25 protein-coding genes are annotated in these 22,386 nt (G+C 68.3%); 14 read left to right on the forward strand and 11 right to left on the reverse strand.

Annotated elements, in window-relative coordinates; genetic code table 11:
- Positions 1-211 precede the first annotated feature (211 nt).
- Positions 212-595, forward strand: a complete 384-nt coding sequence (locus OF829_RS09260) for a MerR family transcriptional regulator (RefSeq protein ID WP_264939727.1) — start codon at positions 212-214, stop codon at positions 593-595.
- Positions 596-796: 201 nt separating this feature from the next.
- Here the strand turns inward: OF829_RS09260 and OF829_RS09265 are convergent, their stop codons facing one another.
- From OF829_RS09265 to OF829_RS09280, 4 genes are all read right to left on the reverse strand, one after another.
- Positions 797-1,684, reverse strand: coding sequence for an SMP-30/gluconolactonase/LRE family protein (locus tag OF829_RS09265; RefSeq protein WP_264939728.1), 888 nt, complete (start codon positions 1,682-1,684; stop codon positions 797-799).
- Position 1,685: 1 nt separating this feature from the next.
- Positions 1,686-2,483, reverse strand: a complete 798-nt coding sequence (locus tag OF829_RS09270; protein ID WP_264939729.1) for an SDR family NAD(P)-dependent oxidoreductase — start codon at positions 2,481-2,483, stop codon at positions 1,686-1,688.
- Between the two features lie 58 nt (positions 2,484-2,541).
- Positions 2,542-3,660: a fumarylacetoacetate hydrolase family protein gene (locus tag OF829_RS09275; protein WP_264939730.1), complete on the reverse strand. Its 1,119-nt coding sequence runs from the start codon at positions 3,658-3,660 to the stop codon at positions 2,542-2,544.
- Between the two features lie 118 nt (positions 3,661-3,778).
- Positions 3,779-4,441, reverse strand: coding sequence for a dTMP kinase (locus tag OF829_RS09280; protein ID WP_264939731.1), 663 nt, complete (start codon positions 4,439-4,441; stop codon positions 3,779-3,781).
- A gap of 221 nt (positions 4,442-4,662) precedes the next feature.
- On the opposite strand from OF829_RS09280, the gene OF829_RS09285 reads away from it, so the two are divergent.
- Positions 4,663-5,040, forward strand: coding sequence for a hypothetical protein (locus OF829_RS09285; protein WP_264939732.1), 378 nt, complete (start codon positions 4,663-4,665; stop codon positions 5,038-5,040).
- Between the two features lie 119 nt (positions 5,041-5,159).
- The gene (locus tag OF829_RS09290; RefSeq protein ID WP_264939733.1) at positions 5,160-5,492 is read left to right on the forward strand and encodes a hypothetical protein; all 333 of its coding nucleotides are present in this window, start codon (positions 5,160-5,162) and stop codon (positions 5,490-5,492) included.
- A gap of 4 nt (positions 5,493-5,496) precedes the next feature.
- Here the strand turns inward: OF829_RS09290 and OF829_RS09295 are convergent, their stop codons facing one another.
- Both OF829_RS09295 and OF829_RS09300 read right to left on the reverse strand, forming a co-directional pair.
- A complete protein-coding gene (locus tag OF829_RS09295) occupies positions 5,497-6,111 on the reverse strand; it encodes a response regulator transcription factor (protein WP_264939734.1) in 615 nt (204 codons plus the stop codon).
- A complete protein-coding gene (locus OF829_RS09300; RefSeq protein WP_264939735.1) occupies positions 6,108-8,513 on the reverse strand; it encodes a PAS domain S-box protein in 2,406 nt (801 codons plus the stop codon). Before OF829_RS09300 ends, OF829_RS09295 begins: the two co-directional genes overlap by 4 nt.
- A gap of 192 nt (positions 8,514-8,705) precedes the next feature.
- Between OF829_RS09300 and OF829_RS09305 the strand changes: the two genes are divergently transcribed.
- From OF829_RS09305 to OF829_RS09330, 6 genes are read left to right on the forward strand one after another with little or no spacing between them, the layout of a single operon-like run.
- Positions 8,706-10,109 carry an amidohydrolase gene (locus OF829_RS09305; RefSeq protein ID WP_264940177.1) on the forward strand — a complete coding sequence of 468 codons (1,404 nt, stop codon included), beginning with the start codon at positions 8,706-8,708 and terminating at the stop codon, positions 10,107-10,109.
- Positions 10,109-11,413 (forward strand): amidohydrolase family protein, encoded by a 1,305-nt coding sequence (locus OF829_RS09310; protein ID WP_264940178.1) that lies wholly within the window; start codon positions 10,109-10,111, stop codon positions 11,411-11,413. Before OF829_RS09305 ends, OF829_RS09310 begins: the two co-directional genes overlap by 1 nt.
- Before the next feature lie 46 nt (positions 11,414-11,459).
- A complete protein-coding gene (locus OF829_RS09315) occupies positions 11,460-11,822 on the forward strand; it encodes a hypothetical protein (RefSeq protein ID WP_264939736.1) in 363 nt (120 codons plus the stop codon).
- A gap of 57 nt (positions 11,823-11,879) precedes the next feature.
- On the forward strand, positions 11,880-12,437 hold the full coding sequence (locus OF829_RS09320; protein ID WP_264939737.1) for a hypothetical protein: 558 nt from the start codon (positions 11,880-11,882) through the stop codon (positions 12,435-12,437).
- On the forward strand, positions 12,434-12,877 hold the full coding sequence (locus OF829_RS09325) for a hypothetical protein (protein WP_264939738.1): 444 nt from the start codon (positions 12,434-12,436) through the stop codon (positions 12,875-12,877). Before OF829_RS09320 ends, OF829_RS09325 begins: the two co-directional genes overlap by 4 nt.
- Positions 12,874-13,287, forward strand: coding sequence for a hypothetical protein (locus OF829_RS09330; protein WP_264939739.1), 414 nt, complete (start codon positions 12,874-12,876; stop codon positions 13,285-13,287). Before OF829_RS09325 ends, OF829_RS09330 begins: the two co-directional genes overlap by 4 nt.
- On the opposite strand, the gene gspD is transcribed toward OF829_RS09330, so the two are convergent.
- Genes gspD through gspG form a run of 5 tightly spaced genes read right to left on the reverse strand, consistent with a single transcriptional unit; the run spans position 13,284 to position 17,577 of the window.
- The gene (gene gspD, locus OF829_RS09335) at positions 13,284-15,374 is read right to left on the reverse strand and encodes a type II secretion system secretin GspD (RefSeq protein ID WP_264939740.1); all 2,091 of its coding nucleotides are present in this window, start codon (positions 15,372-15,374) and stop codon (positions 13,284-13,286) included. The genes OF829_RS09330 and gspD overlap by 4 nt on opposite strands.
- Positions 15,375-15,384: 10 nt before the next feature.
- Positions 15,385-16,206, reverse strand: coding sequence for a type II secretion system protein N (locus OF829_RS09340; RefSeq protein ID WP_264939741.1), 822 nt, complete (start codon positions 16,204-16,206; stop codon positions 15,385-15,387).
- A complete protein-coding gene (gspI, locus tag OF829_RS09345; protein ID WP_264939742.1) occupies positions 16,203-16,655 on the reverse strand; it encodes a type II secretion system minor pseudopilin GspI in 453 nt (150 codons plus the stop codon). Before gspI ends, OF829_RS09340 begins: the two co-directional genes overlap by 4 nt.
- Positions 16,652-17,110 (reverse strand): GspH/FimT family pseudopilin, encoded by a 459-nt coding sequence (locus OF829_RS09350; RefSeq protein WP_264939743.1) that lies wholly within the window; start codon positions 17,108-17,110, stop codon positions 16,652-16,654. The genes gspI and OF829_RS09350 overlap by 4 nt, the downstream gene beginning before the upstream one ends.
- A gap of 5 nt (positions 17,111-17,115) precedes the next feature.
- Entirely contained in the window at positions 17,116-17,577 is a 462-nt protein-coding gene (gene gspG, locus OF829_RS09355) for a type II secretion system major pseudopilin GspG (protein WP_264939744.1), read from the reverse strand.
- Between the two features lie 22 nt (positions 17,578-17,599).
- Here gspG and gspL point away from each other — a divergent pair, with 22 nt between their 5' ends.
- The 5 genes from gspL to gspF are packed head-to-tail and all read left to right on the forward strand — an operon-like array spanning position 17,600 to position 22,374.
- On the forward strand, positions 17,600-18,685 hold the full coding sequence (gspL, locus tag OF829_RS09360; protein ID WP_264939745.1) for a type II secretion system protein GspL: 1,086 nt from the start codon (positions 17,600-17,602) through the stop codon (positions 18,683-18,685).
- Complete coding sequence (locus tag OF829_RS09365) at positions 18,682-19,176, forward strand: type II secretion system protein M (protein WP_264939746.1); 495 nt, start codon at positions 18,682-18,684, stop codon at positions 19,174-19,176. The genes gspL and OF829_RS09365 overlap by 4 nt, the downstream gene beginning before the upstream one ends.
- Positions 19,173-20,654, forward strand: a complete 1,482-nt coding sequence (gene gspE, locus OF829_RS09370; RefSeq protein WP_264939747.1) for a type II secretion system ATPase GspE — start codon at positions 19,173-19,175, stop codon at positions 20,652-20,654. Before OF829_RS09365 ends, gspE begins: the two co-directional genes overlap by 4 nt.
- On the forward strand, positions 20,651-21,151 hold the full coding sequence (locus tag OF829_RS09375) for a hypothetical protein (RefSeq protein WP_264939748.1): 501 nt from the start codon (positions 20,651-20,653) through the stop codon (positions 21,149-21,151). The genes gspE and OF829_RS09375 overlap by 4 nt, the downstream gene beginning before the upstream one ends.
- Complete coding sequence (gene gspF, locus OF829_RS09380) at positions 21,151-22,374, forward strand: type II secretion system inner membrane protein GspF (RefSeq protein ID WP_264939749.1); 1,224 nt, start codon at positions 21,151-21,153, stop codon at positions 22,372-22,374. The genes OF829_RS09375 and gspF overlap by 1 nt, the downstream gene beginning before the upstream one ends.
- The last annotated feature ends 12 nt before the right edge of the window (positions 22,375-22,386 follow it).

The following is a 22,386-nucleotide window of genomic DNA, read 5'->3' on the forward strand; positions in this document are numbered from 1 at the left end:
GATGAAGCCTTTCGGTCGAGCAGGGCGGGGCCGCGCCGGGGCGCGGCCCCTTGGGGCTCAGCAGCCGCAGTTGCGGCAGGTGCAGGGGTTGCAGCTGCAGCGGGTCTCGGTCTCGGTCTGGGCTTCGTAGGTCATGGTCATTCTCCGTCTTGTCCGGGGGTGGACCATGCCGCTATAGCTTCCGTACCATGGTACGGAGTCAAGCGATAAAATGACGACCATCGCGGGGTTGGCAAAGGCTGGCGGGGTGGCGGTGGAAACGGTGCGCTATTATCAGCGCCGGGGGCTGCTCGGCACGCCCGCGCGCGGCGACGGCATTCGCCGCTACGATGCCGGCGATGTCCGCCGTCTTCGCTTCATCCGTTCGGCCCAGGCGGCGGGCTTCACGCTCGATCAGATCGCCGAACTGCTCGCGCTCGACGCCAGTGAGGACCGCGCCCGCGCCCGCGAACTGGCGCGCGGCCAGATCGCGGTGCTCGACGCGAAGCTCGCGGAGTTGAGCGCGGCGAGAGCTTCATTGGTGAGGCTGGCGAAGGAATGCGGCGCCTCGTCGTCGGGCCCATGCCCGATCATCGCCGCGTTCGAGAGCGCCTAGGATCGGCCACAAGCCGCGCGGCCATCCAGGTCCGGCCGGGGCTTGCAATGTAGGATTTCGGCTGCTTGATTCGCACCGCTCTTTGAAGCGCCGATCGCCGCCGCCCGTGGCGCTCCCGAATCCGTCAAAATGCGCATTTTCCCTCGGGCAAAGGTCAAGGATGAAGGCTATATGCGGGACCTTATCGAGGCGCGCTCGGGATCAGACTCCGATGCGGATCTCATGCCCCGGCAGCCCGGGCACGCTCACCTCGAAGCGGAAGAGGTCGCCCGCGCCCGGCTCATTGGCGGCCTCCTCGGGGGTCAGATGCTTGGCGGCGGTGCTGCAGAACACGGTCTTCAGATCGGGCCCGCCGAACGCGATCTTGGTGATCGCACTGACCGGAAATTTGACGGTCTCCAGCAATTCCCCGGCGGGCGAGTAGCGCCGCACGGCCCAGCCCTTGTACAGCCCGGTCCACACGCAGCCCTCGGCATCGACCGTCGGCCCGTCAGGATAACCCTCTTCGTTCGGGATATGCGCGAACAGCCGCCGGTTCGAGAGCCGGCCCTCGTCCGAAACGTCGCAGGCATAGATGAACCCGCCCCCCGTATCGGTGTGATAGAGCGTCCGCCCGTCGGGGCTCAGCGCCGGGCCGTTGGTGATGCAGCACAGCTCGCTCTCGGCGACGCAGCGGCCCTCCGCGCCGAGCCGATAGATCGCCCCGCTGGCGTCTTCCTCGGCGTCGTCCATCGTCCCGAACCACAGCCGGCCCGAGGGATCGACGGTGCCGTCGTTCAGGCGGTTGCCCGGATGGCCCGGCTCGGGATCGCAGATCGTCGTGAAGCTGCCATCGGCCGGATCGAACCGGTAAAGCCCCTGCTTGAGCCCCGCGACGAAGCCGCCGCCGGCGATCGGCAGCACGAAGCCGACCTGCCCGGGCGCTTCCCAGCTCGCCTGCGCCCCGTTCGCCGGATCGTACCGATAGATGGTGTGCCGCTTGATGTCGGTGAACCACAGCGCGGAATCGCGCCGCACCCACACCGGCCCTTCGAGCAGCGGCCCGCCAAGCTGCCAGACGCTGACCGGCGCGGAAACCGCTACCGGCATCTCAGCGCCAGCCCGCATCCACGAAATAGGTATGCCCGGTCACCAGCCGCGCATCGTCCGAGGCGAGGAACAGCGCCATCGCCGCGATATCGTCGGGCACCAGCCGCCCGTCCATGCACTGCGCCTTGACGATCTCGGCCTCGCCCTCGGGCGTGTACCATTTGAGCTGGCGGGGGGTGCGGACATTGCCCGGCACGATGCACACCGAGCGGATATTGTCGCGGCCCAGCTCGCGCGCGAAGCTGCGGCTCAGCCCTTCGATCGCGGCCTTGCTGGTCTGGTAGAGCGTCAGCCCCTCCAGCGCCAAATGCCACGAGATCGAGCCGAGATTGACGATCGTGCCGCCGCCCTTGGCCTTCATCCCCGGGATCACCGCCTGCGCGGCGAAGAACAGGTGCTTGAGGTTCACGTTGAGCCGGTTTTCCCAATATTCCTCGTCGACCTGCTCGATCGTGTGACGATCGTCGTTCGCCGCGTTGTTGAGCAGGATATCGAACGCGCCATTGGCGTCGATCAGCTCGGCGATCTTGGCTTGCAGCGCCTTGGTGTCGGTCAGGTCGACCTTGTGGAAGATCGGCGGCTGCTGGACGCCTGCGAGGCCGGATACGAGCGCCTGCGAATCGGCTTCGGCCACGTCGAAAAAGGTCACGTCGCAATGCTGGCGGACAAAGCCCTCGACCAGCCCCGCGCCGATGCCCGAGCCGCCGCCCGTGATCAGCACGCGCTTGCCCTTCAGGCTGGGATAGATGGCGCGCTGGTCGCGGGTGAGCGGTGCGCGCTTGGGATCAGCTTCGGACATCAAGACTCCAGGTCGAATCGATAGGGGCAGGGCGCTTCGCCCGCCTGTGAAGGGAAAGTCACGCGAACGCCTTTTCGGCGAGCAGCCCGCGGCTGGCCAGGTTACGCATCAGGTCGCGGATGCCGAACTCCCAGGGGGCGGCGTCCTTCGAGGTGGTGACGCGGTTGACCAGCTTGCCGAGCTTGGGGGTCGAGATCGCGACGGTATCGCCGATCTTGTGGGTGAAGCCGCGGCCGGGATGGTCGCGGTCCTGGATCGGCGCGAAGAGGGTGCCGCAGAACAGCACGAAGCCGTCCGGATATTGATGCTCGCTCATCGTCTGGCGGACCAGCTCGGTCGGATCGCGGCTGATCTGGCTCATCTTGTTGGTGCCCTCGAGCCGGTAATTGTCGGTGCCCTCGATCACCAGGTCGATCGTCGCGGTGCGGACATCGTCCATCGTGAAGTTGTTGTCGAACACGCGGATGAACGGCCCCAGCGCAGTCGAGGCGTTATTGTCCTTGGCCTTGCCGAGGAGAAGCGCGGAACGGCCTTCGATGTCGCGCAGGTTGACGTCGTTGCCGAGCGTCGCGCCGACGATGTTGCCGTCGCTTGTGACGACCATCACCACTTCGGGCTCGGGATTGTTCCAGTCGCTGTTCGAGCGCACGCCGACATCGGCGCCCCAGCCCACTGCGGAGAGCACCGGTCCCTTGGTGAACACCTCGGCATCGGGGCCGATCGCGACCTCGAGATATTGCGACCACATGCCCGCCTCGATCAGCGCGGCCTTGAGCGTCGCGGCCTCCTCGCTACCGGGAACGACCTCGCGGATCGAGCCGACCTTGGCTTCCAGCTCGCCGCGGATCTCGTTGGCCTTGGCCGAATCGCCGCGCGCCCGCTCCTCGATCACGCGCTCGATCGCCGAAACCGCGAAGGTGACGCCCGCCGCCTTGATGCATTGCAGATCGACCGGCGCGAGCAGGCGCGGCTGGCCGGGTGCATTGAGCGCGCTCACATCGCACAGCGCGCGGCCCGTCACCGAGGCGAGGTCGTCGCGTTCGAGCAGGTCGGCAACCGTGGGTGCCGTCGCGGAAACGTCATGGACGACGCCGTCGCGGACGATGACCGGGGTAGGGCCTGCATCGAGCAGGACGCGACCGATCAGTATCGCCTGTCCATGATCGGACGGCAGCATATCCCCTGTAAACGCTTCCAAGACCTCACTCGCCCAACGAAGTTTCTGCTTTGATAGCGCTACCATTCGGTCACGCGGGCCCAACTGTCAAGCCAGTGCCCCAACGGTGCCATCCAGATCAGAGCGCCAAAAGTCTGAGGATTTCCGAGGCAATCTCCCCGGGCGGACGCATGACGCCATCGGCGCTGGCCCGCACGATCGCCCAGCGGCCGAGCAATCCGGCGGCGGCCATCGCCTCGTAATTGTTACGAACCCTCAGCTGGAGCGCGGCATCGGCCTCGTGCTCGTCATAGCTGCGCTCGGTATAGCTGCGCTGCGCCTTTTGCAGGATCATCGCGCGCGCCATCTCCCATGGCGTGTCGAGATAGATGGAGAGGGTAGGGAGGGGCAGCCCGAACTGCCCCGTTTCGAGACCCGCAATCCATTCCATCATCTCCCGCGCCTCGGCGTCGGGCAGCTTGGCCGCCTGATAGGCCATGTTCGAGGCGATATAGCGGTCGAAGATCACCACGTCGTGGTTCGCTGCCGCCTCGAGGATCGCCCCGCGCCACTCGAGCCGGTCGAGCGCGTAGAGCACCGCGGCGGCCTGGGGCGTTACCGGCACCGGCAGCTCGCCGGCAAGGAAGCGCCCGATCGTCACCCCGCCTACCGTATTGCCATACTGGGGAAAGGCGATGACGGCCGCGCTCCGGCCCTCCGCTACGATCGCCTCGGCCAGCGTCCGCGCGGTGGTGGCCTTGCCGGCGCCGTCCGCGCCTTCGATCGCCACGAGAATTGCCACTGATCTTCCCTCCGCAAGGCCCGTTACCGGCCCTCCTAGGCACGCCGCTCCGGCTTGTCACGGGCGCCGGACGACTACGTACGGGGACAAGACCGGAGGTGCCGCGCAAGGGCCTTCTAATCATCATCGCCGTAATGATCGGGGCGTGGCGACCGGGCATCGCTCGAACGATCCCCTCGGGGCGGTGTCCGGTTCCACGCGTATCGAGTGGAAAGGTTGTGATGGCCGCGCAGGCGATCCTGGTTGTTGTCGTCGTCCGTGACTCGGGGCTGCGTAGCGCCCTGGCCGCACACCTTTCTCTCGATGGCCTCGACCTGCTCACCGCCAGCGGCATCGGCTATGGCCTGCTCGGCAGCAGCATGATCCGCGAGCCGAGCGTGCTCGTGATCGACGAAGGCGTGATTCCCTGCGACGCCGAACGCTGGATCGAGACGCAGCGGAGTCTCGGCAACTGGCGCCATCTCGTGGTGGTCAACGGCATCACCCCCACGCCGGTGAACGGCGCGGAATGGCTCATCCGCATCTCGCACCGCAACTCGCGCGAGATACTGTCCGAACTCCTCGCCGACTGGGTGAAAGACGAGTCTCGCGCTAGGTAAAAACCCTTAGGCGCAGGCCGGGCGACCGCTCCCTACCTTCCACGGGCCGCCAATCGGCCGGTTTTCGGGGAAGGCGCGTGAGCACAAGCGAGTTCTTGCTGGTCCTGGCTGCTCGCGAAATGGGCTTTCGCAGCACGTTGGCGGCGCGACTCACCATGGCCGGCGCGAACCTGCTCACCACCAACGATGTCGAGGATCCAGGGCTCGCGCGCAGCGTCCATGGCCCTGCCGTGCTGATCGTCGATGAGGCGCTGCTTGCCGACCGCTCGCCCGAATGGCTCCAGGCGCTGCTGGCGGTGCCGCAATGGCTGAAGGTGATCGTCCTGGGAGACGGGCGTGCTGAAGGTGCCGACGAACGGCTGATCTATATCAAGTCGGACACGGCGGTCAGGACCATCTCCGCGCTCATCCCTCAGTGGCAGGCCGAAGCCTCCGGGATGGCGCGGGCCTGAACCGTTAGTCCTTGGGGAACAACCCCGCCGCGAAGGCGACGCGAAGCGCTTCGGAAAGGCTGCGCACCTCGAGCTTCTCCATCAGGTTCGCCCGGTAGATTTCCACCGTGCGCGGGCTGATATCGAGCTCATAGGCGATGACCTTGTTCGAGCGCCCTTCGATCAGCCCCTTGAGCACGTCGGTCTCGCGCGGGGAAAGCCGGGCGATCTTCGCCGAGGCCTGGTCGACGCGCGCCGCCGCATCCGTATCCGCCTCCAGCCGCGCGAACGCGCCGTCGACGACCTGCATCAGCTGGTCGGCCTCATAGGGCTTCTCGATGAAGTCGAGCGCACCCGCCTTCATCGCCTGAACGGCAAGGCCCACATTGCCCTGCCCGGTCAGGATGATCGGTACGAAGGTGCCGTTGCCGTCCAGCGTATGCAGCACATCGAGCCCGCTGGCGCCGGGCATATGGAAGTCCAGCAGCAGCACGCCGCTATCAAGCTCCTTCGCCTCCGCCAGGAAGGCATCGCCGGAGCGGTAACTACGGATGACGAGATCAGCCCTTACGGAAAGCAGACTGTGCAGAGACGCCCGGACGGCATCGTCATCGTCGACGATATATATTGTTCTTGTCATTCCACGCCCTCTCCCACGGCGGACAGGGTGAAGCGGAACGCTGCACCACCCTCAGGCCGATTCTCGGCGCTCATGGTCCCTCCGTGCGCTTCAATGATACGCTTGCTGATGGAAAGTCCAATACCCATTCCGTCACTATTTTCCTTTGTGTTGGTAAATCGGGAGAAAAGTTGTTTCAGTACAGGCTCGGCTATGCCCGGGCCGGTGTCTGCCACCTCAATTTCCACCATCTGATCGTCAATCTTGCGGGATGCGATGGTAATCTGCCGTTGTTCGCGCGGCAACGCACGTAATGCGTCCGTGGCATTTCGTAAAAGATTAACCAACACCTGCTGAACTTGAATCCGGTCGGCGTAGATTTGTTGCGCCTTTGGATCGAGATCATAGACTACCCGGATTTGAAACTGCCCGGTACCCACCAAAACCAGTTCGACGGCGTCACGAATCGTTTGTTCTACCGACTCACTTTGCATTTCAACTTCACCACGCTCGGTAAATTCGCGTAAACGCCGGATAATCTGGCCAGCGCGCTGGGTCTGCTCGCTTCCCATGCGCAGCAGATCGGCCACGCGCTCGTTCTGCTCGCCCCGGTCGAGCAGCATCCCCGCCGCGGCGAGGAAGTTGGAGGTGGCGCTCAGCGGCTGGTTGAGCTCGTGCGCCAGGTCGGCGGCCATCTCGCTCATCGCACTCTGGCGCGAGACATGCGCGAGGTCGCTGCTCAGCTCGCTGAGCCGCTCCTCCGAGGCGAGCCGTTCGGAGATATCGCGGAAGAACACCGTCAGCAGCGTCCGCCCGTCGACATGCGCCATCCCCGATCGCACCTCAAGCGGGAAGCGGCGGCCGTCGGCCGCCTCGCCCGCGGCGGGGACGCCCTGGCCCAGCGCCGCACCGCCATCGCCGGTGCGCAGGAAATATTTGAGCGCGGCGGCGTAGCGGTCGCGTTCGTCGGCGGGGGCGAGCATGGTGAAATAGCGGCCGAGGACGGCGGGGGCGCTATAACCCCACAGCTCCTCGGCGGCGGTGCTGAATTCGAGGATCGCGCCGTCCTCGTCGATCACCACCATCGCATCGGGTACGGTCTCGATGATCGAGCGGAGCTGCGCCTCGCGGCGGCGCAGCTCGGCCTCGCGCTGGTCGCGCTCGGTGACGTTCAGGATCACCCCGACGGTGCGCACCAGATTGCCCGCGTCATCGTAAAAGGCGCGCGACGATCCCTCGACCGAGCGGACATTGCCGTTGGCTTCGCGGAACCGGTAGCGATAGCTGAACCGGTCGGCGCGTTCGGCAACCGCGCGCGCCACCGTATCGAGCATCGGCTGCACGTCGCCGGGCTCGACCAGCGCCACCCAGCTGTCGAAATCGGGCATCGACCCGGGCTTGACGCCCAGCCTCTGCTCGGTGCCGGGCGACCAGGTATAGGCGCCGCTGGCGACGTCCCATTCGAACACCCCCAGCTCGTGCGCCGCGGTGGCGGTGTTGAGCCGCTCCTCGCTCTTGCGCAGGTCGTCGAGTGTCTGCAGCAGCGCCGATTGCTCGCGCCCGACCCGCGTCACCGCCCAATAGGCAACCAACGCGACGAGCAGGATGTTGAGAAACATCACCAGCACCTTGCTGCCGAGTGGCGACAGCAGGTCGGCGGGCTCGATCAGCACCTCGAGCACCGAGGGGAGCACCGGAAGGAGCAGCGCGGTGGGCAACAACAGCTGCATGATGCGCGTGTCGGTGCGGTTCGCGCTGAGCATCGTCACCCAGCCGAACCCGGCGTGCCAGAAGACATAGGCCATGGCGAGCGCGAGCGCGGTGATCGCCGAGGGGATCGAGATCGCATAGGCCTGGGACAGCGGATCGTCGGGCGCGGAGAAGAGCAGCAGGATCGTCGTCCCGATCGCCAGCCCCAGCGCGAGGCTGGAAACCAGCCCGGCAATCTCGTTGCGATTCCGGTGCGCGCGCGTCGAGGCGAAGCCGGCGACCACCAGCAGCGTGAAGATCGTGATCGGCGTGGTGCCCGGCCGCCCTGGATGCGGGAAGGAATATTGGGTGATCGCATCGGGGAAGAGCAGCCGGTCGAACCCGAAATCGACCTCGAAGAACGTTTCCGCGAACGAGGCGACCGCGAGCAGCAGCGGCGCCGCCCAGAACAGGCGCGCGGCGCGGTATCGCCCGGCGATCGCGGCGAGGAAGCCGAGCGACAGCGCGACATAGCCGAGCGCGGTGAGCGGCCAGACCGGCCGGCTCTCGACCCCGAAGCCGCGCAGCCCGGGGCTGTGGAACACCCATCCCGAGAAAGCGAGCAGGCTGGCGAACCCGGCGAGGGCCGCGAAGCCGGTCGCGACCCGCTTCGTCATGGGCATGTCGCGCAGCCCCAGCGCCTCGACGATCGTCCCCGTTCGCAACAAACACACCTCGGCCTGCCTTTGGCCCGGACCTGTGTAGTGGGACGGGTTTCAAAAGGAAATCCAGCTTCGTGCGCACAATGCGGTTCGCACCATCTTGCCAAAGCCCGCGCGGCCCGCGATCACTGTCCGCATGCGGCGCTTTCCGGCGCCTGACAGCATCAACGGGAAGGGGACACCCGCGTGATTCGAACATTTCTCATGCTGGGCGCGGCAACCGCGCTCGCGGGTTGCGCCATGGGCGGCACGACCCCCACCCAATCGGCCTCTTCGGAACCCGCGGCCAAGGGCCCCGGCCACAACAAGGGCTATAACCACGACCCTTACCCCTCGACCTACAAGCCCTATCCGGGCGTGCCGACCCTGGTGACCAACGTCACCATCTTCGACGGCGAGGGCGGACGGATCGACAAGGGCGCGGTGCTGTTCCGCGACGGCAAGATCGTCGCGGCGGGAACCGACCTGAAGCCCGAACCCGGCGTCACCGTGATCGACGGCACCGGCAAATATCTCACCCCCGGCATCATCGATATCCACAGCCATCTCGGCGACTATCCGAGCCCCGGCGTCCAGGCGCATTCGGACGGCAACGAGGCGACCGGTCCCGTCACCGCCGAGGTCTGGGCCGAGCACAGCGTCTGGCCGCAGGACCCCGGCTTCGGCCGCGCGCTCGTCAATGGCGGCGTCACCACGCTCCAGATCCTGCCCGGCTCGGCTAATCTGTTCGGCGGCCGCTCGGTCGTCGTGAAGAATGTCTATGCCCGCACCGAGCAGGCGATGAAATTCCCCGGCGCGCCCTATGGCCTCAAAATGGCGTGCGGCGAGAACCCGAAGCGCGTCTATGGCCAGCGCCAGCGCATGCCTTCCACCCGCATGGGCAACATCGCGGTCGATCGCGCGACCTGGGCCAAGGCGGTCGAATATGACCGCAAATGGGATAAATATGAGGAAAAGGGCGGCGAGGCCCCCACGCGCGACCTCCAGATGGATACGCTGCGCGGCGTGCTCGACGGCGAGATCCTCGTCCAGAACCATTGCTACCGCGCCGACGAAATGGCCATCGTCATGGATATGGCCAAGGAGTTCGGCTACCATGTCTCGGCGTTCCACCACGCGGTGGAGGCCTACAAGATCACCGATCTGCTCAAGGCCAACAACACCTGCGCCGCGGTTTGGGCCGACTGGTGGGGCTTCAAGATGGAAGCCTATGACGCCATCGGCGAGAATCTCGCCATCCTCGAAAAGGAGGGCGTCTGCGCGATGATCCATTCGGACGATCAGAACGGCATCCAGCGCCTCAACCAGGAAATCGCCAAGGCGCGCATCTCGGGCATCCGCGCGGGCTTCCCGATCGCCGAGGAGACGGCCTGGAAATGGGTCGCGATCAACCCCGCCAAGGCGCTGGGGATCGCCGACCGCACCGGCAGCATCAAGCCCGGCAAGATGGCCGATCTGGTCCTGTGGAACGGCAATCCGTTCAGCGTCTACACGCGGCCCCAGATGGTGTGGGTCGACGGGGCGTTGCTCTACGACATGAACAATCCGAAGCTGCGGCCGGTCTCCGATTTCGAGCTGGGCCAGCCGGGCGAGGGAGACGTGAAATGATCAAGCGCCTCCTCCTCGCCGCAGCCGCCACGCTCGCCCTTGCGGGCCCCGCCGCGGCGCAGAACGTCGCGATCACCAATGCCAGGCTCGTCATCGGCGACGGTTCACAGCCGATCGACGGCGGCACGGTTGTGATCCGCGACGGCCGCGTCGTCGCGGCGGGCACCGGCGTGGCCGTTCCCGCCGGGATCCCTGTGGTCGACGCCAAGGGTGCCTGGGTCTCGCCAGGCCTGTTCGCGGGCTTCTCTCGGCTCGGCCTCGTCGAGGTCGATGCGGTCGACGGCACCAACGACACCTCGGCGAACGGATCGCCCTTCCACGCCGCGATCGATGTCGCTCCCGCGGTCAACCCGCGCACCTCGGCGATCATCCTCAACCGCTCCGAGGGCATCACCCGCGCCCTGGTCGCGCCCGATACCGCGGGGTCGATCTTCGCGGGGCAGGGGGCGATCATCGATCTCGGCGCGGACGCCAACCCGATCAGCCGGCCGCGCGCCTTCCAGTTCATCGAATATGGCGAGCCCGGCGCGGGCCTTGCGGGGGGCAGCCGCCCTGCCGCGCTCGCGGTGCTGCGCAACGCCTTTTTCGAGGCGCGCGAATATGCCCGCAACCCCGCGAGCTTCAACGATCGCGGCAAGGACGCCTTCCTTACCCGGCTCGACGCCGAGGCTTTGGTGCCGGTGATCCAGGGCAAGGTGCCGCTGCTCGTCCATGTCGAGCGCGCATCGGACATCCTCGTCGTGCTCGATCTCAAGCGCGATTTCCCGGCGCTCGACATCGTGCTGGTCGGCGCGACCGAAGGCTGGATGGTCGCGCGCGAGATCGCCGCGGCCAAGGTGACGGTGATCGCCACCGCGCTCGCCGATCTGCCCGAGACGTTCGAGGCGCTGGCGGCAACCCAGTCCAACATCGGCCGGCTCAAGGCCGCCGGCGTCACGGTCGGCATCGGCATGCTCAACGACAATGACGCGCACCAGGCGCGTTATGTGAAGCAATATGCCGGCAACCTCGTCGCGCTCGGCCGCATCCCCGGGGCCGCGGGTCTCGATTGGGGCGCGGCCTTCGCGACGATCAGTTCGAAGCCCGCCGAGGCGCTGGGGATGGGGGGCGAGTTCGGCTCGCTCCGGCCCGGGCGGCGCGGCGATGTGGTGATCTGGGACGGCGATCCGCTCGAGCTCGGCACGGCGGCGACGGCGGTCTATATCGACGGGATCGAACAACCGCTCGACAACCGCCAGAAACGCCTGCGCGAGCGTTATTGGAAGCCCACCGAAGGCGCGCTGCCCAAGGCCTATGAACGCTGAGGGAACCGGCGCCGCGGCCCCGCATTCAGCGGGCAAGGAGATCGAGATGAAGAACAGCATGATCCTGATCGCGGCGCTGGCCCTGGCGGGCTGCACCTCGGCCGAACAGAACAAGGCGGCGAACCTCGTCGAGAACGACGCCGAACTCACCGCCAACGAGGCGGCGGGAGCGGAGGCGGTCGCCGGGGTGGTCGCGATGAAGGACAGCACGCGCAACATCGCCTTTATCCGCGCGATCATCGCCGCCGGAACCCGCTGCGACGGCGTCACCCGTTCCGAGCGGATGCCCGACGTCAACGGCCAGCCGACCTGGCGCGCCACCTGCAAGGGCGGGATGAGCCACATCATCACGGTCAGCTCGGACGGCACCCCGCAGCCGGTATTCACGGTCACCAGCCGATCGGACTGAGCCCTTATCGCCGATCCTTTTGCCTTGGGCACCGGCATTGCGTAAGCGGCGGCCCGGATGGAAGAGGTGATCCCCGAACCCGAACCGCAGGGCAGCCTGGCCGCGAGGCTGGGCCCGGCCGCGCGCGGCGCGGTGGCGCGGGTGCGCGGCTGGTGGGCGAACCGGCCGCCGGTCCCCGCGGGCAAGCGCGACTGGTGGGTGGCCGGCGGGGTTGCGGGATTGATCGCGGCGGGACCCGTCGCGACCATCCTCGGCGCATGGCTGATCACCGGCGGCGTCCGCGCCGAACTGGCCCAGCTTCAGGAACAGGCGGCGCCCCGCGCGGCGGCCGCGCAGACCGCGGCGCGCGACCGGGCGGCATTGGTCGCGATGCTGCGGCGGCCGGGGCTGGGCGCGACCGCCGAGGCGCTGGCGCGCGCGCTGCCGGCCGATGCGGCGTTGATCCAGGCCGGGCGCGGCCGCGACGGGCTGCTCGAGATCGAGATCGGCGCCCCCGATCCGGACAAGCTCCGCGCCGCGCTCCGCGCCGAACCCGCGCTGGCGCGGCTGCGCGATGCAGGGCAGCAGCGCGGCGACCTGATGATGAGGGTGTCGTTCAAGGAGGTAGCGGAATGAAGCTGCCCCCGCTGGCGATCGGACTGGGCGGCGGGCTGCTGCTCGCGCTGCTGCTCGCCCCCGCGACCGGTACCGCGCTCGGCACCCTTGCTTCGGCGCGTGCCGAACGCGCGAAGCTGGCCGAGGCGCTGGCCGCGCCCGAAAGCAATGCCGCGCTGGTCGCTCCCGATGCCGCGGTGCCGGGCGGCGACGCGGTGATCGCCCGCATCCGCGAACGCGCGCGGGGCGGCGGGGTGCTGGTCGAGGACGCCAGGCCGCTCAGGGGCGAGGGCGCGCTGGTGACGGTGCGCTTCCGTATCTCGGGCGCCGAAAAGGCCGTGGTCGCGCTCGCCGATTCGCTCGAGCGCGAGGCGCCGCTGGTCCGGCTGCGGACGTGGAAGCTCGAGGCGATCCCGGGCGGCGTCCGCCTCTCCGCCGATGCCGTGGCGGTGCTGCGGTGATCGCGCGCAACGAATGGATCGCGCTCGGCGCGGCGGGGCTGGCCGCGGTGGCGATGCCGGTGTTCCTGCTGATGCCCGGCGCCGCGAAGCCGCTCCCGGCCCGGGCGCCCGCGCCGCCGCCGCTATCGGCGCCCGAGCAACCCCCGCTCGCCGCCGCCTTCGACCGCACTCTGTTCGGACCGCCCGCGCCCGAGGCCAGCGAAACCCCCGCCGACGCGCCCGAACTGGTCGGCGTCGTGGGGAGGCTCGACACCGACGCGGTCGCGATCGTCCGCACCGCCGACGGCACCAGCCGCACGCTGCATATCGGCGAGAGCGTCGACGGCTGGAAACTCGAAAGCCTCGCGATCGACGCGGCCTTCTTCACTCGCGGGACGGAGCGGCAACGGGTGCCGCTGCCTGCTGGTTAGTAGATCCCGTCGATCTCCACCGTCAGCCGCGGCGCGCGGGGCTTGAGCAGCAGGCTCTGGTTACGGCTATTGTCCATCTCGTCCGCGCGCAGCCGGGCATAGCTCTCATTGGTCACCCCCGCCGCATCGTCGCTGTCGCGGATGATCGTCGGGCGCAGGAAGATGAAGAGCGTGCGCTTGGTCCGCGATTCGCGGCGGCTCTTGAACAGCTCGCCGACGATCGGGATGTCGCCGAGGATCGGCACCTGGCGCTTGGCCTCGAGATAATCGTCGGAAACGAGCCCGCCGAGCACGATCGTCTGGCCATTGTCCGCCAGTACGGTGGTGTTGATCGTCCGCGTATTGGTGATCAGGTCCGAGGCGGTGACGCCCAACCCGGTCGCGATCGACGACGCTTCCTGGCTCACCTCGAGCCGCACGACTTCGCCCGCATTGATCCGCGGGATGATGCGCAGCGTGATGCCGACATCCTTGCGCTCGATCGTGGTGTAGGGTGTCGCCGAATTGGTGTTGGTCAGGATCGAGCCGGTGATGAAGGGTACATTCTGGCCGACCACGATCTCGGCCGGCGTATTGTCGAGCACGGTCACCTGCGGCACCGAGAGCAGGTTGGCCTTGGTCGAGACGCCCAGCGCCTGGACGATGATCGAGAAATCGTCGGTGACGTTGAGGTTGCCCGTGAAGCCCTCGCCGAGCAGGGCCGCGGCGGGCACGTTGAGCACCTTGAGGATCGCGCCGATCGAGGGGCCGCTGTTGCTGAACGAGGTCGCCGCGCCGTTGCTCAGCCCCAGCGCCGCGCCGCCGCCCGCGAGCTGGATGCCCAGCTGTTCGGCATCGTCGCCGGTGATCTCGGCGATCACCGCTTCGATGCGCACCTGGGGGCGGCGCACGTCGAGATCGGCGATCAGCGGCTCGATCGAGGCGATCGCCGCGGGGGTGCCGCGCACCACGATGGCATTGAGTTCGGGCGCCGACTGGATGGTGAGATCGGGCGTCGAGAAGCCCTTGCCCGCGCCTTCGGGGGCGGTGCCGGCCGAAGGGACGGTCGAGGTATAGGCCGACTGGGTGCCCGAGGGATTGGCCGTACCCGCCGCCATGTTGGCGTTGGCCTGGGCATTGTTGGTCGCGAGGTTCGAGATCGGCGAGTTGCTGCCCGACGGCCGGTTGAGCCGGCTCGCACCGGGCGACAGCGCGCGCGCGACCGGGTTGCTCACCTGGTCCTGCCCGCCGATCACCCCGCGCAGGACATCGGTCACCGATTCCGAATCGGCGAAGTTCAGGCGGAACATCCGCGTGATCGGGGTCGCCCCGCCGGGCTGATCGAGCGAGGCCGCGATCTTGCGCGCCTCGGCGATCGCGGTGGGCATGCCGCGCACGATGATCGTGTTGCTCCGCACATCGGCGGCGACGCGCACGCCCTCGCCGAGCACGGTCGACAGCGTCTGGGCGACGTCCGCCGCATTGCCGTTGCGTAGCGTGATGCTCGCATAGGTGGTGCCGCCGCCGCCATCGAGCTGACGCGCGATCGCCTCCACGCGGCGGACATTGTCGGCATAATCGGTGATGACGATCGCATTGGGATTGGTCAGTGGCTCGACGCTGCCGAAGGTCGCGACCAGGGGGCGCACAACGCGCGCCACCTCGGCGGCGGGCACATTGTTGAGCCGCACCATCCGCGTCACCAGCTGCTGTCCCGAAGCCCCTCGCGACGGCACCGCGCCGCCCTCGCGCACGGCATTGGCGGCGGGCACCACGCGCCATGCCCGGCCCGAGCGCACCGCCGCGAAGCCGTTGGCGCGCAGCACCGACAGGAACAGCTCCCACACGCCCGCGGGCGACAACGGGGTCGCCGAGGTGACGGTGACAGGCCCCTTCACCGCAGGATCGAGGATCAGCGTACGCCCGGTGATCCGCGAGACCTGGTCCGCGACATCGGCGATCTCGACCCCGCGCATGTTGATGACGACATCGTCCGCCTGCTGGGCGGCGCCCGGCGGCGGCGCCTGGGTCTGCGCCGAAGCGACCAGCGAATCGAGCGCGAGTCCGGCAAGCGCCAGCAATGCGATAGGGGTGCGAATCGATTTCACGGAACTCTCTCTAGCGCAGCGGTACGGTCAGCGTCATGCGCTTCCCGTCGCGGAGGATCTGGATCGTTGCGGAGCCGCTCTGCTGCGCGGCAGTGAAGGCGGCGCCGGCGGCGGTGGGGTCGCTCAGCGGTGTCCCGTTTACGGACAGGAGAATGTCCCCGGCATTGATCCCCGGCGCCACCGCGCTGCCGATGCGATAGCCGCCATCGACGGGGGTGGCGTTGAAGCGCTGGAGGATATTCTGCGTGCTCTGCGCCGGATTGGGGGGCGGCGCGACCGGGGGCGGGTTGGACGCGGGCGCGCCGGGGCGCTGCCCGGGGATGATCGCCACGGTCGTGCCCGGCTTGGCGGCCGCCGCCTGCGCCGCGGCGGCGTTGGGATCGGGGAAGGTCAGATATTCGAGCCTGCCCTGGTTCGACAGGATCACCCGGTCGCGCAGGATCCCCTGGATCGTCGCCCCGCCGACGCTCTGGCCGATCTGGAAGGGTGCGGCGGGCTGGCCGCTCACCACGATGAAGGCGGTCGAGGCGCTCGCGGGCTGCGCGGCGACGATGCCCTGCAGCACCAGCGGCAGCGCGGTCGGCTGGCTGGCATCGGTGGCGACGCCCTTGCCGAACGGCGCCAGCGCGATCGCCGGGCCAGTATTGGCGGGCATGGCAGGTCCACTGCGGCCCGAGGGCACGGTTACCGCGCCCACCCCGGCATGCCCCGCGATCCGCCAGGTCAGCCCGGCGAGCGCGAACGCGACCGAGATCACCACCCCCGCGGTCAGCAGATCGAGCGCGAGCTTGGTCTGGCGCGGGGTGAGGGCGGGGAGGGCGAGGGCGTTCATCGTCCCCTCCCGTCCACGAACCCGTCGAGCGATGCAAGCGGCGCGCGATCCGCGACTCCGAATACCGTGATGTGCAGCTTGCGAATCTCGGCGTCGTCGGTCTCGCTTTCCTTGACCTCGATGCGCCATTGCTGGCCGAGCATCTCGACCTCCGACGGAGCGTCCTGCGCCGCGGCGCCGCCCAGCTCGATTTCGGCGAGCCGATTCTCCGCCACCCACATCGCCGCCGCGCGCCGTTCGAGCCCGCGGGTCGAATCGATATGCGCTTCGACCGTGCGCATCAGCCCGACGCTGGCGATGGCGAGCACGGTGAGCGCGACGAGCGCTTCGATCAGGGAGAAGCCGTCTTCAGCTGTGCTCCGGCGAAGGCCGGAGCCCTGGCCTTGGGACGGCGCGCTCGCCGCCAGGGCTCCGGCCTTCGCCGGAGCACGGGAGCGCCAAAACCTCACGTCTTCGGCGCCGGCATCGCGGTGGCGGTCATGCCGTCATAGGTGACGACCCAGCGCTGCTTGCCGCTCTCCAGTACCGCCGACAGCGGCTGCCCGGCGCCATCGACCCCCAGCACGATCGGCGGGGTGACGTTGAGCGTCACCACCATCCCCGCGGGCAGCCGGTGGAAGGCGAGCCCGGCATCGGTGCGTGGCACCATCTCCTTGCCGTTGACGGTGGCGAAGCCATAGCCGTCCTTCTCGATCGTGAAGGCGATGGTGCGGTCGCCCAGCATCGCGTCGTCAGCCGCCGCCTGGAGTCGGGTCGCGAGCCGCCGCGCCTCGGCCTCGACGCTCGGCGCGCGCGTCACGCTGCCCACGCTCAGCGCCACCGCACCCGCGAGGACGCCGATGATCGCGAGCACGATCAGCATCTCCACGAGCGTGAAGCCGCGCTGGCCTGGGGGCGCGCGCACCGGCGTTACTGGCCCTTCTGGACCAGATCGGCGTCGACGCCCTCGCCGCCGGGCTTGCCGTCCTTGCCGAGCGAGGTGATCGTGAACGCGCCTCCCTCGACCGCATAGACATAGTCACGGCCCCAGGGGTCCTTGGGCTCCTCCTGGACATAGGCGTGCCAGGCGGGCGGCGGGGGCGAGGGCTGGACGGCCAGCGCCTTCAGCCCCTGATCCGCGGTCGGATAATCGCCATTGTCGAGCCGGTACATCGCCAGCGCGCCGGCCAGCGTCGTCATGTTGGTCTTGGCCGCGGTGACGCGCGCCTGATCGGGGCGGTCGAGGATGCCGCTCATCACGATCAGGCCGGAAACGATCGCGATGATCACCAGCACGATCATCATCTCGATCAGCGTCAGTCCGGCTTCCGATTGCGGGATCGGCTTGCCAGGGCGGGGCTGCGGTGCAACGCAGTCCTTGAATTGTCTCATTACTATGCGCATCCGGGGTTCCATGCGGTCGGTCAGTGAAACTGATGTTACAGCCAGGGCGGCGGGCGTTTGGTCGCTTTCCGGCGGAAGGCTCATCATAAACGAGCCGGACGGCCCGGCAACCATCCTCGTCCCGACCGAATCGGTGTTGCTGCTCGCGGTCGATCTGCCGCTGTCGAGCCGCGCCAAAAGGCTCGAGGCCTTGCCCTTCGCGATCGAGGACCGGATTGCCGATTCGATCGACGCGGTCCACCTCGCCCTCGGCGCGGCGATCGCGCCCAAGCGCTACCTGGTCGGAGTCGTCCGGCACCAGGTGATGGCGAACTGGGTCGAGGCCGCGGACGCCGCGGGGCTCGGCCATGCCGCGATCGTCCCCGATGCGCTCGCGCTGCCGGTACCGGCGGAGGGCGGCTGGTCGGTCGATCTGGCGGGCAGCCGCGCCGTGGTCCGTGCGGGCGACGGCACCGGCTTCGCGCTGGGCGCCGCGATGCTGCGCCCGGCATGGGAAGCCGCGGGCAAGCCGCCGGCCACCGCGTACGGCGCGCCGCTGCCCGCCGAGATGATGCTCGAGGGCGCCGCGCTCGAACCCGAAGCGCTGGCCAGCCGACTCGCCCCGCCCGCGCTCGACCTTCGTCAGGGCGCCTATGCCCGCCGCCGCGCAACCTCGAATACCCTCCGCCGCATCGGCTGGATCGTGGCACTTGGCGCCGCCGCGCATACCGGCATCGCGCTCGCCGACACGGTGATGCTGCGCGTCATCGCCGATCGCCGTGCCGAGGATACCCGCAAGCTGGTGACCCAGATGGCGCCCGGCGTGCCCGTCACCGGCGATGTCGCCGCCACCGCGGCGAATCTGCTGCCCGCGGGCGGGGGAGGGGGCGCTCCCCAGGTCTTCCTGCCGCTGCTCAACCGCGTCTCGGGCGCGCTCGCGCCGCTCGGAGTGATCAGCGCGCAGAAGATCGCGTTCGAAGGCAATATGCTGATCCTCGATCTCGATGCACAGCCCGGCCTTGCCGACCGCATCCGCTCCGCCATGGCCTCGGCGCGGATCAGGGCGACCGTCGCGGAGAGCCCCACCGGCATCCGCCTGACCGCGACCGGCGCATGAAGATCACCATCATCCGCCTCTCCGCCTTCGAATCGGCGATCGCGCGCTTCGATGCATGGTGGGACGGCCGCAGCCCGCGCGAACGCGTGATGCTCTCGGTGCTCGGCACGCTGATCGGTGGCATCGTGCTGGTCTATGGCGTGATCTTCCCGCTCCAGAACGCCCGCGCCAGGGCCTTTGCCGATATCCGCACCTATGAGACGCTCAACGCCCGCATCCGCGCCGCCGGCGCGCTCTCGCCCCAGCGCGCCGCGCCGCGCACGGGCGATCCGCTCAGCGTGGTCAATAGTTCGGGCGCCTCGTTCGGCGTCGTCGCACAGGTCACCCCGATCCCCGGCGGCGCTCGCGCCACCATCGCCGACGCCAGCTATGACAGCCTTGTCGCGTGGCTCGCCGATCTCGGGGCCACCAGCAAGCTGACCGTGCGCCGCGTCGAGCTCACCCGCCGCGCGCCGGGCCGGGTCGCCGCGGTCGTGGATTTCGGATCATGAACGAGACTTTGATCGTCACCGAAGGCGCGCCCGCGCTCCCCTATAGCTATGCCCGCCGCCAGGGCGTGCTCCTGCGCGCGACCCCCGCAGGCATCGAATGCGTCCACCGCGCCGGGGTCGGCCTCGACGCGATGCTGGAGGTCCAGCGCATCGCCCCCGGCGCCGTCTTCGTCGCTGCTTCGGACACCGATTTCGATGCCGCGCTTAGCGCCGTATACAGCGGCAACGCCGCCGCCGCCGATCTCGACCTTGGCGACATGGATCTGGCCGCGCTCGCCGACAGCGCCGCCGCCGTCGACGACCTGCTCGACACGCGCGATGACGCCCCCGTTATCCGCCTGATCAACGCGCTGCTGCTCGAAGCGGTCAAGGAAGGCGCGTCGGACGTCCATGTCGAGACGCAGGAAAAGCGGCTCGTGATCCGCTTCCGCGTCGACGGCGTGCTGCGGGACATGATCGAGCCCCCGCGCGCGCTGGCGCCCTTGCTCGTCAGCCGCATCAAGGTGATGGCCAAGCTCGACATCGCCGAGAAGCGCATCCCCCAGGACGGCCGCGTGACGCTGCGCATCGGGGGCCATGACGTCGATGCCCGCGTCTCGACCATCCCCACCCAGCATGGCGAGCGGGTGGTGATGCGTCTGCTCGAAAAGGGATCCTTGCGGCTCGATCTGGGCGCGCTCGGCATGAGCGAGCGCGACCGGCAAGTGTTCAACCGCCTGCTCGAACGCCCGCACGGCATGCTGCTCGTCACCGGCCCGACCGGATCGGGCAAGACGACCTCGCTCTATGCCGCGCTCCATCGGCTGAACGACCGCAAACGCAATATCATGACGGTCGAAGATCCCATCGAATATGAACTTGCCGGGATCGGCCAGACCCAGGTCAATACCCGCACCGGCATGACCTTCGCCCGCGGCCTGCGCGCGATCCTGCGCCAGGACCCGGACGTGATCATGGTCGGCGAGATTCGCGACCAGGAAACCGCCGAGGTTGCGGTCCGATCGGCGATGACGGGTCATTTCGTGCTCTCGACCCTCCACACCAACAGCGCGGTCGGATCGGTCACCCGGCTGATCGACATGGGCGTCGAGCGCTATCTGCTCGCCCCGATGGTGGTCGGCCTCGTCGCGCAGCGGCTGGTGCGCAAGCTCTGCCCGGCCTGCCGCGTCGAGGACAAGGCGAGCGAGGCCGATTCGCTCCTGCTCGGCGGCGCGATCAAGCCCGGCAAGCCGCTCTGGCGCGCCAAGGGCTGCGAGCAGTGCAACGGCGAGGGCTATCGCGGCCGCGAGGGGCTGTACGAGGTCGTCGCGGTCGACGACGCCTTCCAGAAGCGCATTCATGACGGCGCGTCGGAGGCTGAGCTGGAGGCGGCGGCGCGCAAGGCGGGACCGAGCCTGATGGATGACGGCGTCGCCAAGGTGCGCGCCGGGTTGACGACGGTCGAGGAAGTAGCCCGCGTGGTGAGGGACGAGGGGTGAGCGTTGCCCCTTTTGTCCGCGTTCTGATCGCGACGGCGTTTCTCGCCACGGGGTGCGGTACCCAATCTCCGCCCAAGGTCGACCGGCTGGAGCTCGTCAACGGCAACGGTATGGGCGGCACAGCCCTGGAGGTCCACCTGCAGAGCGATGGCAAGGGCCGTTTCGAATTCAAGGGCATGGACCTCCCATCGCCCGCGACCGGCAATTTCAGCATTTCGCCCGAGCGGTTCACCAAGATGGTCGCAGAACTCGAACCGATGCGGCGGGATGCACGTCCGACTTCGGACGCTAGCGTGCTGAGCCCAACCTGTTCCGGCACCTACGTCACGGATTCCGGGGGCTTTTATGTCCGTTGGACGGGGCCGGGTTTCGACGAGCACATGCGTTTTGACTTCGGCTGCGATGCCAGGCGTTACAAAAGCCGGAACGATCGCTTGGAAGCGATGATGGAGGATTTGCCGGTCCCGCGATCCCGGCAATCCCTGGGCGCCCGCTAATGCCCGCCTTCGCCTACAAGGCTGCCGACAAGACCGGCGCATCGCGCAAGGGGATCATCGAGGCTTCATCCCCCGCTGCCGCCCGCGCGCTGCTGCGAGAACAGGCGCTGCTGCCGCTGTCGGTCGAGGCGGCAGCGACGGGCCGCGAGAAGGCGTTCGGGGTCACGCTTCCCAGCTTCCGCCGCGGCATCAACGCCCGGCAGCTCGCAACGGTCACCCGCCAGATCGCCACGCTCGTCGGGTCGGATATTCCGATCGAGGAATCGCTCCGCCTTGTTGCCACACAATCTGAACAAGCGGCGGTAAGTACTTTGTTGCTGGAGGTTCGTGGCGCCATTCTCGACGGTCGCAGCTTCGCCACCGCGCTCGGCGCCCACCCCAAGGCCTTCCCCGAATATTACCGCGCCTCGGTCGCCGCGGGCGAGGCCTCGGGCAAGCTGCCCGACGTTCTCAACCACCTCGCCGAGTTCGTCGAGAACCGGCAGACCAACAACCAGAAGCTCCAGCTCGCCTTGCTCTATCCCGGCCTGCTCGCCTGCGTATCGCTCGGCATGATGGTGATGCTGATGGTCTATGTCGTGCCGGACATCGTGAAGGTGTTCGTCTCGCGCGGCGCCGATCTGCCCTTCCTCACCCGCGTGCTGATCGCGGTGAGCTGGTTCCTCCAGAATTACGGCCTCTGGCTGCTCGGCGCGATCGTCCTCGCCTTCCTACTCTTCGCCCGCTGGCGCCGCGTCCCGGCCAATCGGCTGAAGATGCACAAGTTCTTCACCGAGCGCCGCCCGATCCGCCGCTTCAGCCGGCAATACAACGCCGCGCGCTTCGCCGGCAGCCTCGCGACGCTCGTAGGCAGCGCCGTGCCCCTGGTGGACGCGCTCCACGCCGCCGCCGCGGTGACCCCCAACCACTATGTCCGCGAACGCGCGCTCCACGTCGCCCAGCGCGTGCGCGAGGGCATCAGCCTGCGCGCCGCGATGACCGAGGCCGAGGTCTTCCCCTCGATGCTCGTCGCGATCGTCGCCTCGGGCGAATCCTCCGGCAAGCTCGCCCCCGCGCTCGACCGCGCCGCGACCGAGCTCGAGCGCGAGCTCGACGCGCTGGTCACCGCGCTGGTTGCCCTGGTCGAGCCGCTGGTGCTGCTGGTAATGGGCGGGCTGGTGCTGACGATGGTGCTGGCGATCCTGCTGCCGATCATCAACCTCAACAATCTGGTGGGGCTGTAGCCTTCACCCCTC

The sequence above is a fragment of the Sphingomonas caeni genome (assembly GCF_026013415.1).
GTDB classification, from domain to species: Bacteria; Pseudomonadota; Alphaproteobacteria; order Sphingomonadales; family Sphingomonadaceae; genus Sphingomonas; species Sphingomonas caeni.

Coding starts and splice junctions, on each gene's coding strand:
- OF829_RS09295 (WP_264939734.1), bottom strand. CDS start 6,111: ATGACAAGAACAATATATATCGTCGACGATGACGATGCCGTCCGGGCG.
- OF829_RS09275 (WP_264939730.1), bottom strand. CDS start 3,660: ATGCTGCCGTCCGATCATGGACAGGCGATACTGATCGGTCGCGTCCTG.
- OF829_RS09285 (WP_264939732.1), top strand. CDS start 4,663: ATGGCCGCGCAGGCGATCCTGGTTGTTGTCGTCGTCCGTGACTCGGGG.
- OF829_RS09325 (WP_264939738.1), top strand. CDS start 12,434: ATGAAGCTGCCCCCGCTGGCGATCGGACTGGGCGGCGGGCTGCTGCTC.
- gspE (WP_264939747.1), top strand. CDS start 19,173: ATGAACGAGACTTTGATCGTCACCGAAGGCGCGCCCGCGCTCCCCTAT.
- gspG (WP_264939744.1), bottom strand. CDS start 17,577: ATGAGACAATTCAAGGACTGCGTTGCACCGCAGCCCCGCCCTGGCAAG.
- OF829_RS09265 (WP_264939728.1), bottom strand. CDS start 1,684: ATGCCGGTAGCGGTTTCCGCGCCGGTCAGCGTCTGGCAGCTTGGCGGG.
- OF829_RS09340 (WP_264939741.1), bottom strand. CDS start 16,206: ATGAACGCCCTCGCCCTCCCCGCCCTCACCCCGCGCCAGACCAAGCTC.
- OF829_RS09315 (WP_264939736.1), top strand. CDS start 11,460: ATGAAGAACAGCATGATCCTGATCGCGGCGCTGGCCCTGGCGGGCTGC.
- OF829_RS09305 (WP_264940177.1), top strand. CDS start 8,706: ATGCTGGGCGCGGCAACCGCGCTCGCGGGTTGCGCCATGGGCGGCACG.
- OF829_RS09270 (WP_264939729.1), bottom strand. CDS start 2,483: ATGTCCGAAGCTGATCCCAAGCGCGCACCGCTCACCCGCGACCAGCGC.
- OF829_RS09320 (WP_264939737.1), top strand. CDS start 11,880: ATGGAAGAGGTGATCCCCGAACCCGAACCGCAGGGCAGCCTGGCCGCG.
- OF829_RS09365 (WP_264939746.1), top strand. CDS start 18,682: ATGAAGATCACCATCATCCGCCTCTCCGCCTTCGAATCGGCGATCGCG.
- OF829_RS09290 (WP_264939733.1), top strand. CDS start 5,160: ATGGGCTTTCGCAGCACGTTGGCGGCGCGACTCACCATGGCCGGCGCG.
- gspL (WP_264939745.1), top strand. CDS start 17,600: ATGCGGTCGGTCAGTGAAACTGATGTTACAGCCAGGGCGGCGGGCGTT.
- gspF (WP_264939749.1), top strand. CDS start 21,151: ATGCCCGCCTTCGCCTACAAGGCTGCCGACAAGACCGGCGCATCGCGC.
- OF829_RS09260 (WP_264939727.1), top strand. CDS start 212: ATGACGACCATCGCGGGGTTGGCAAAGGCTGGCGGGGTGGCGGTGGAA.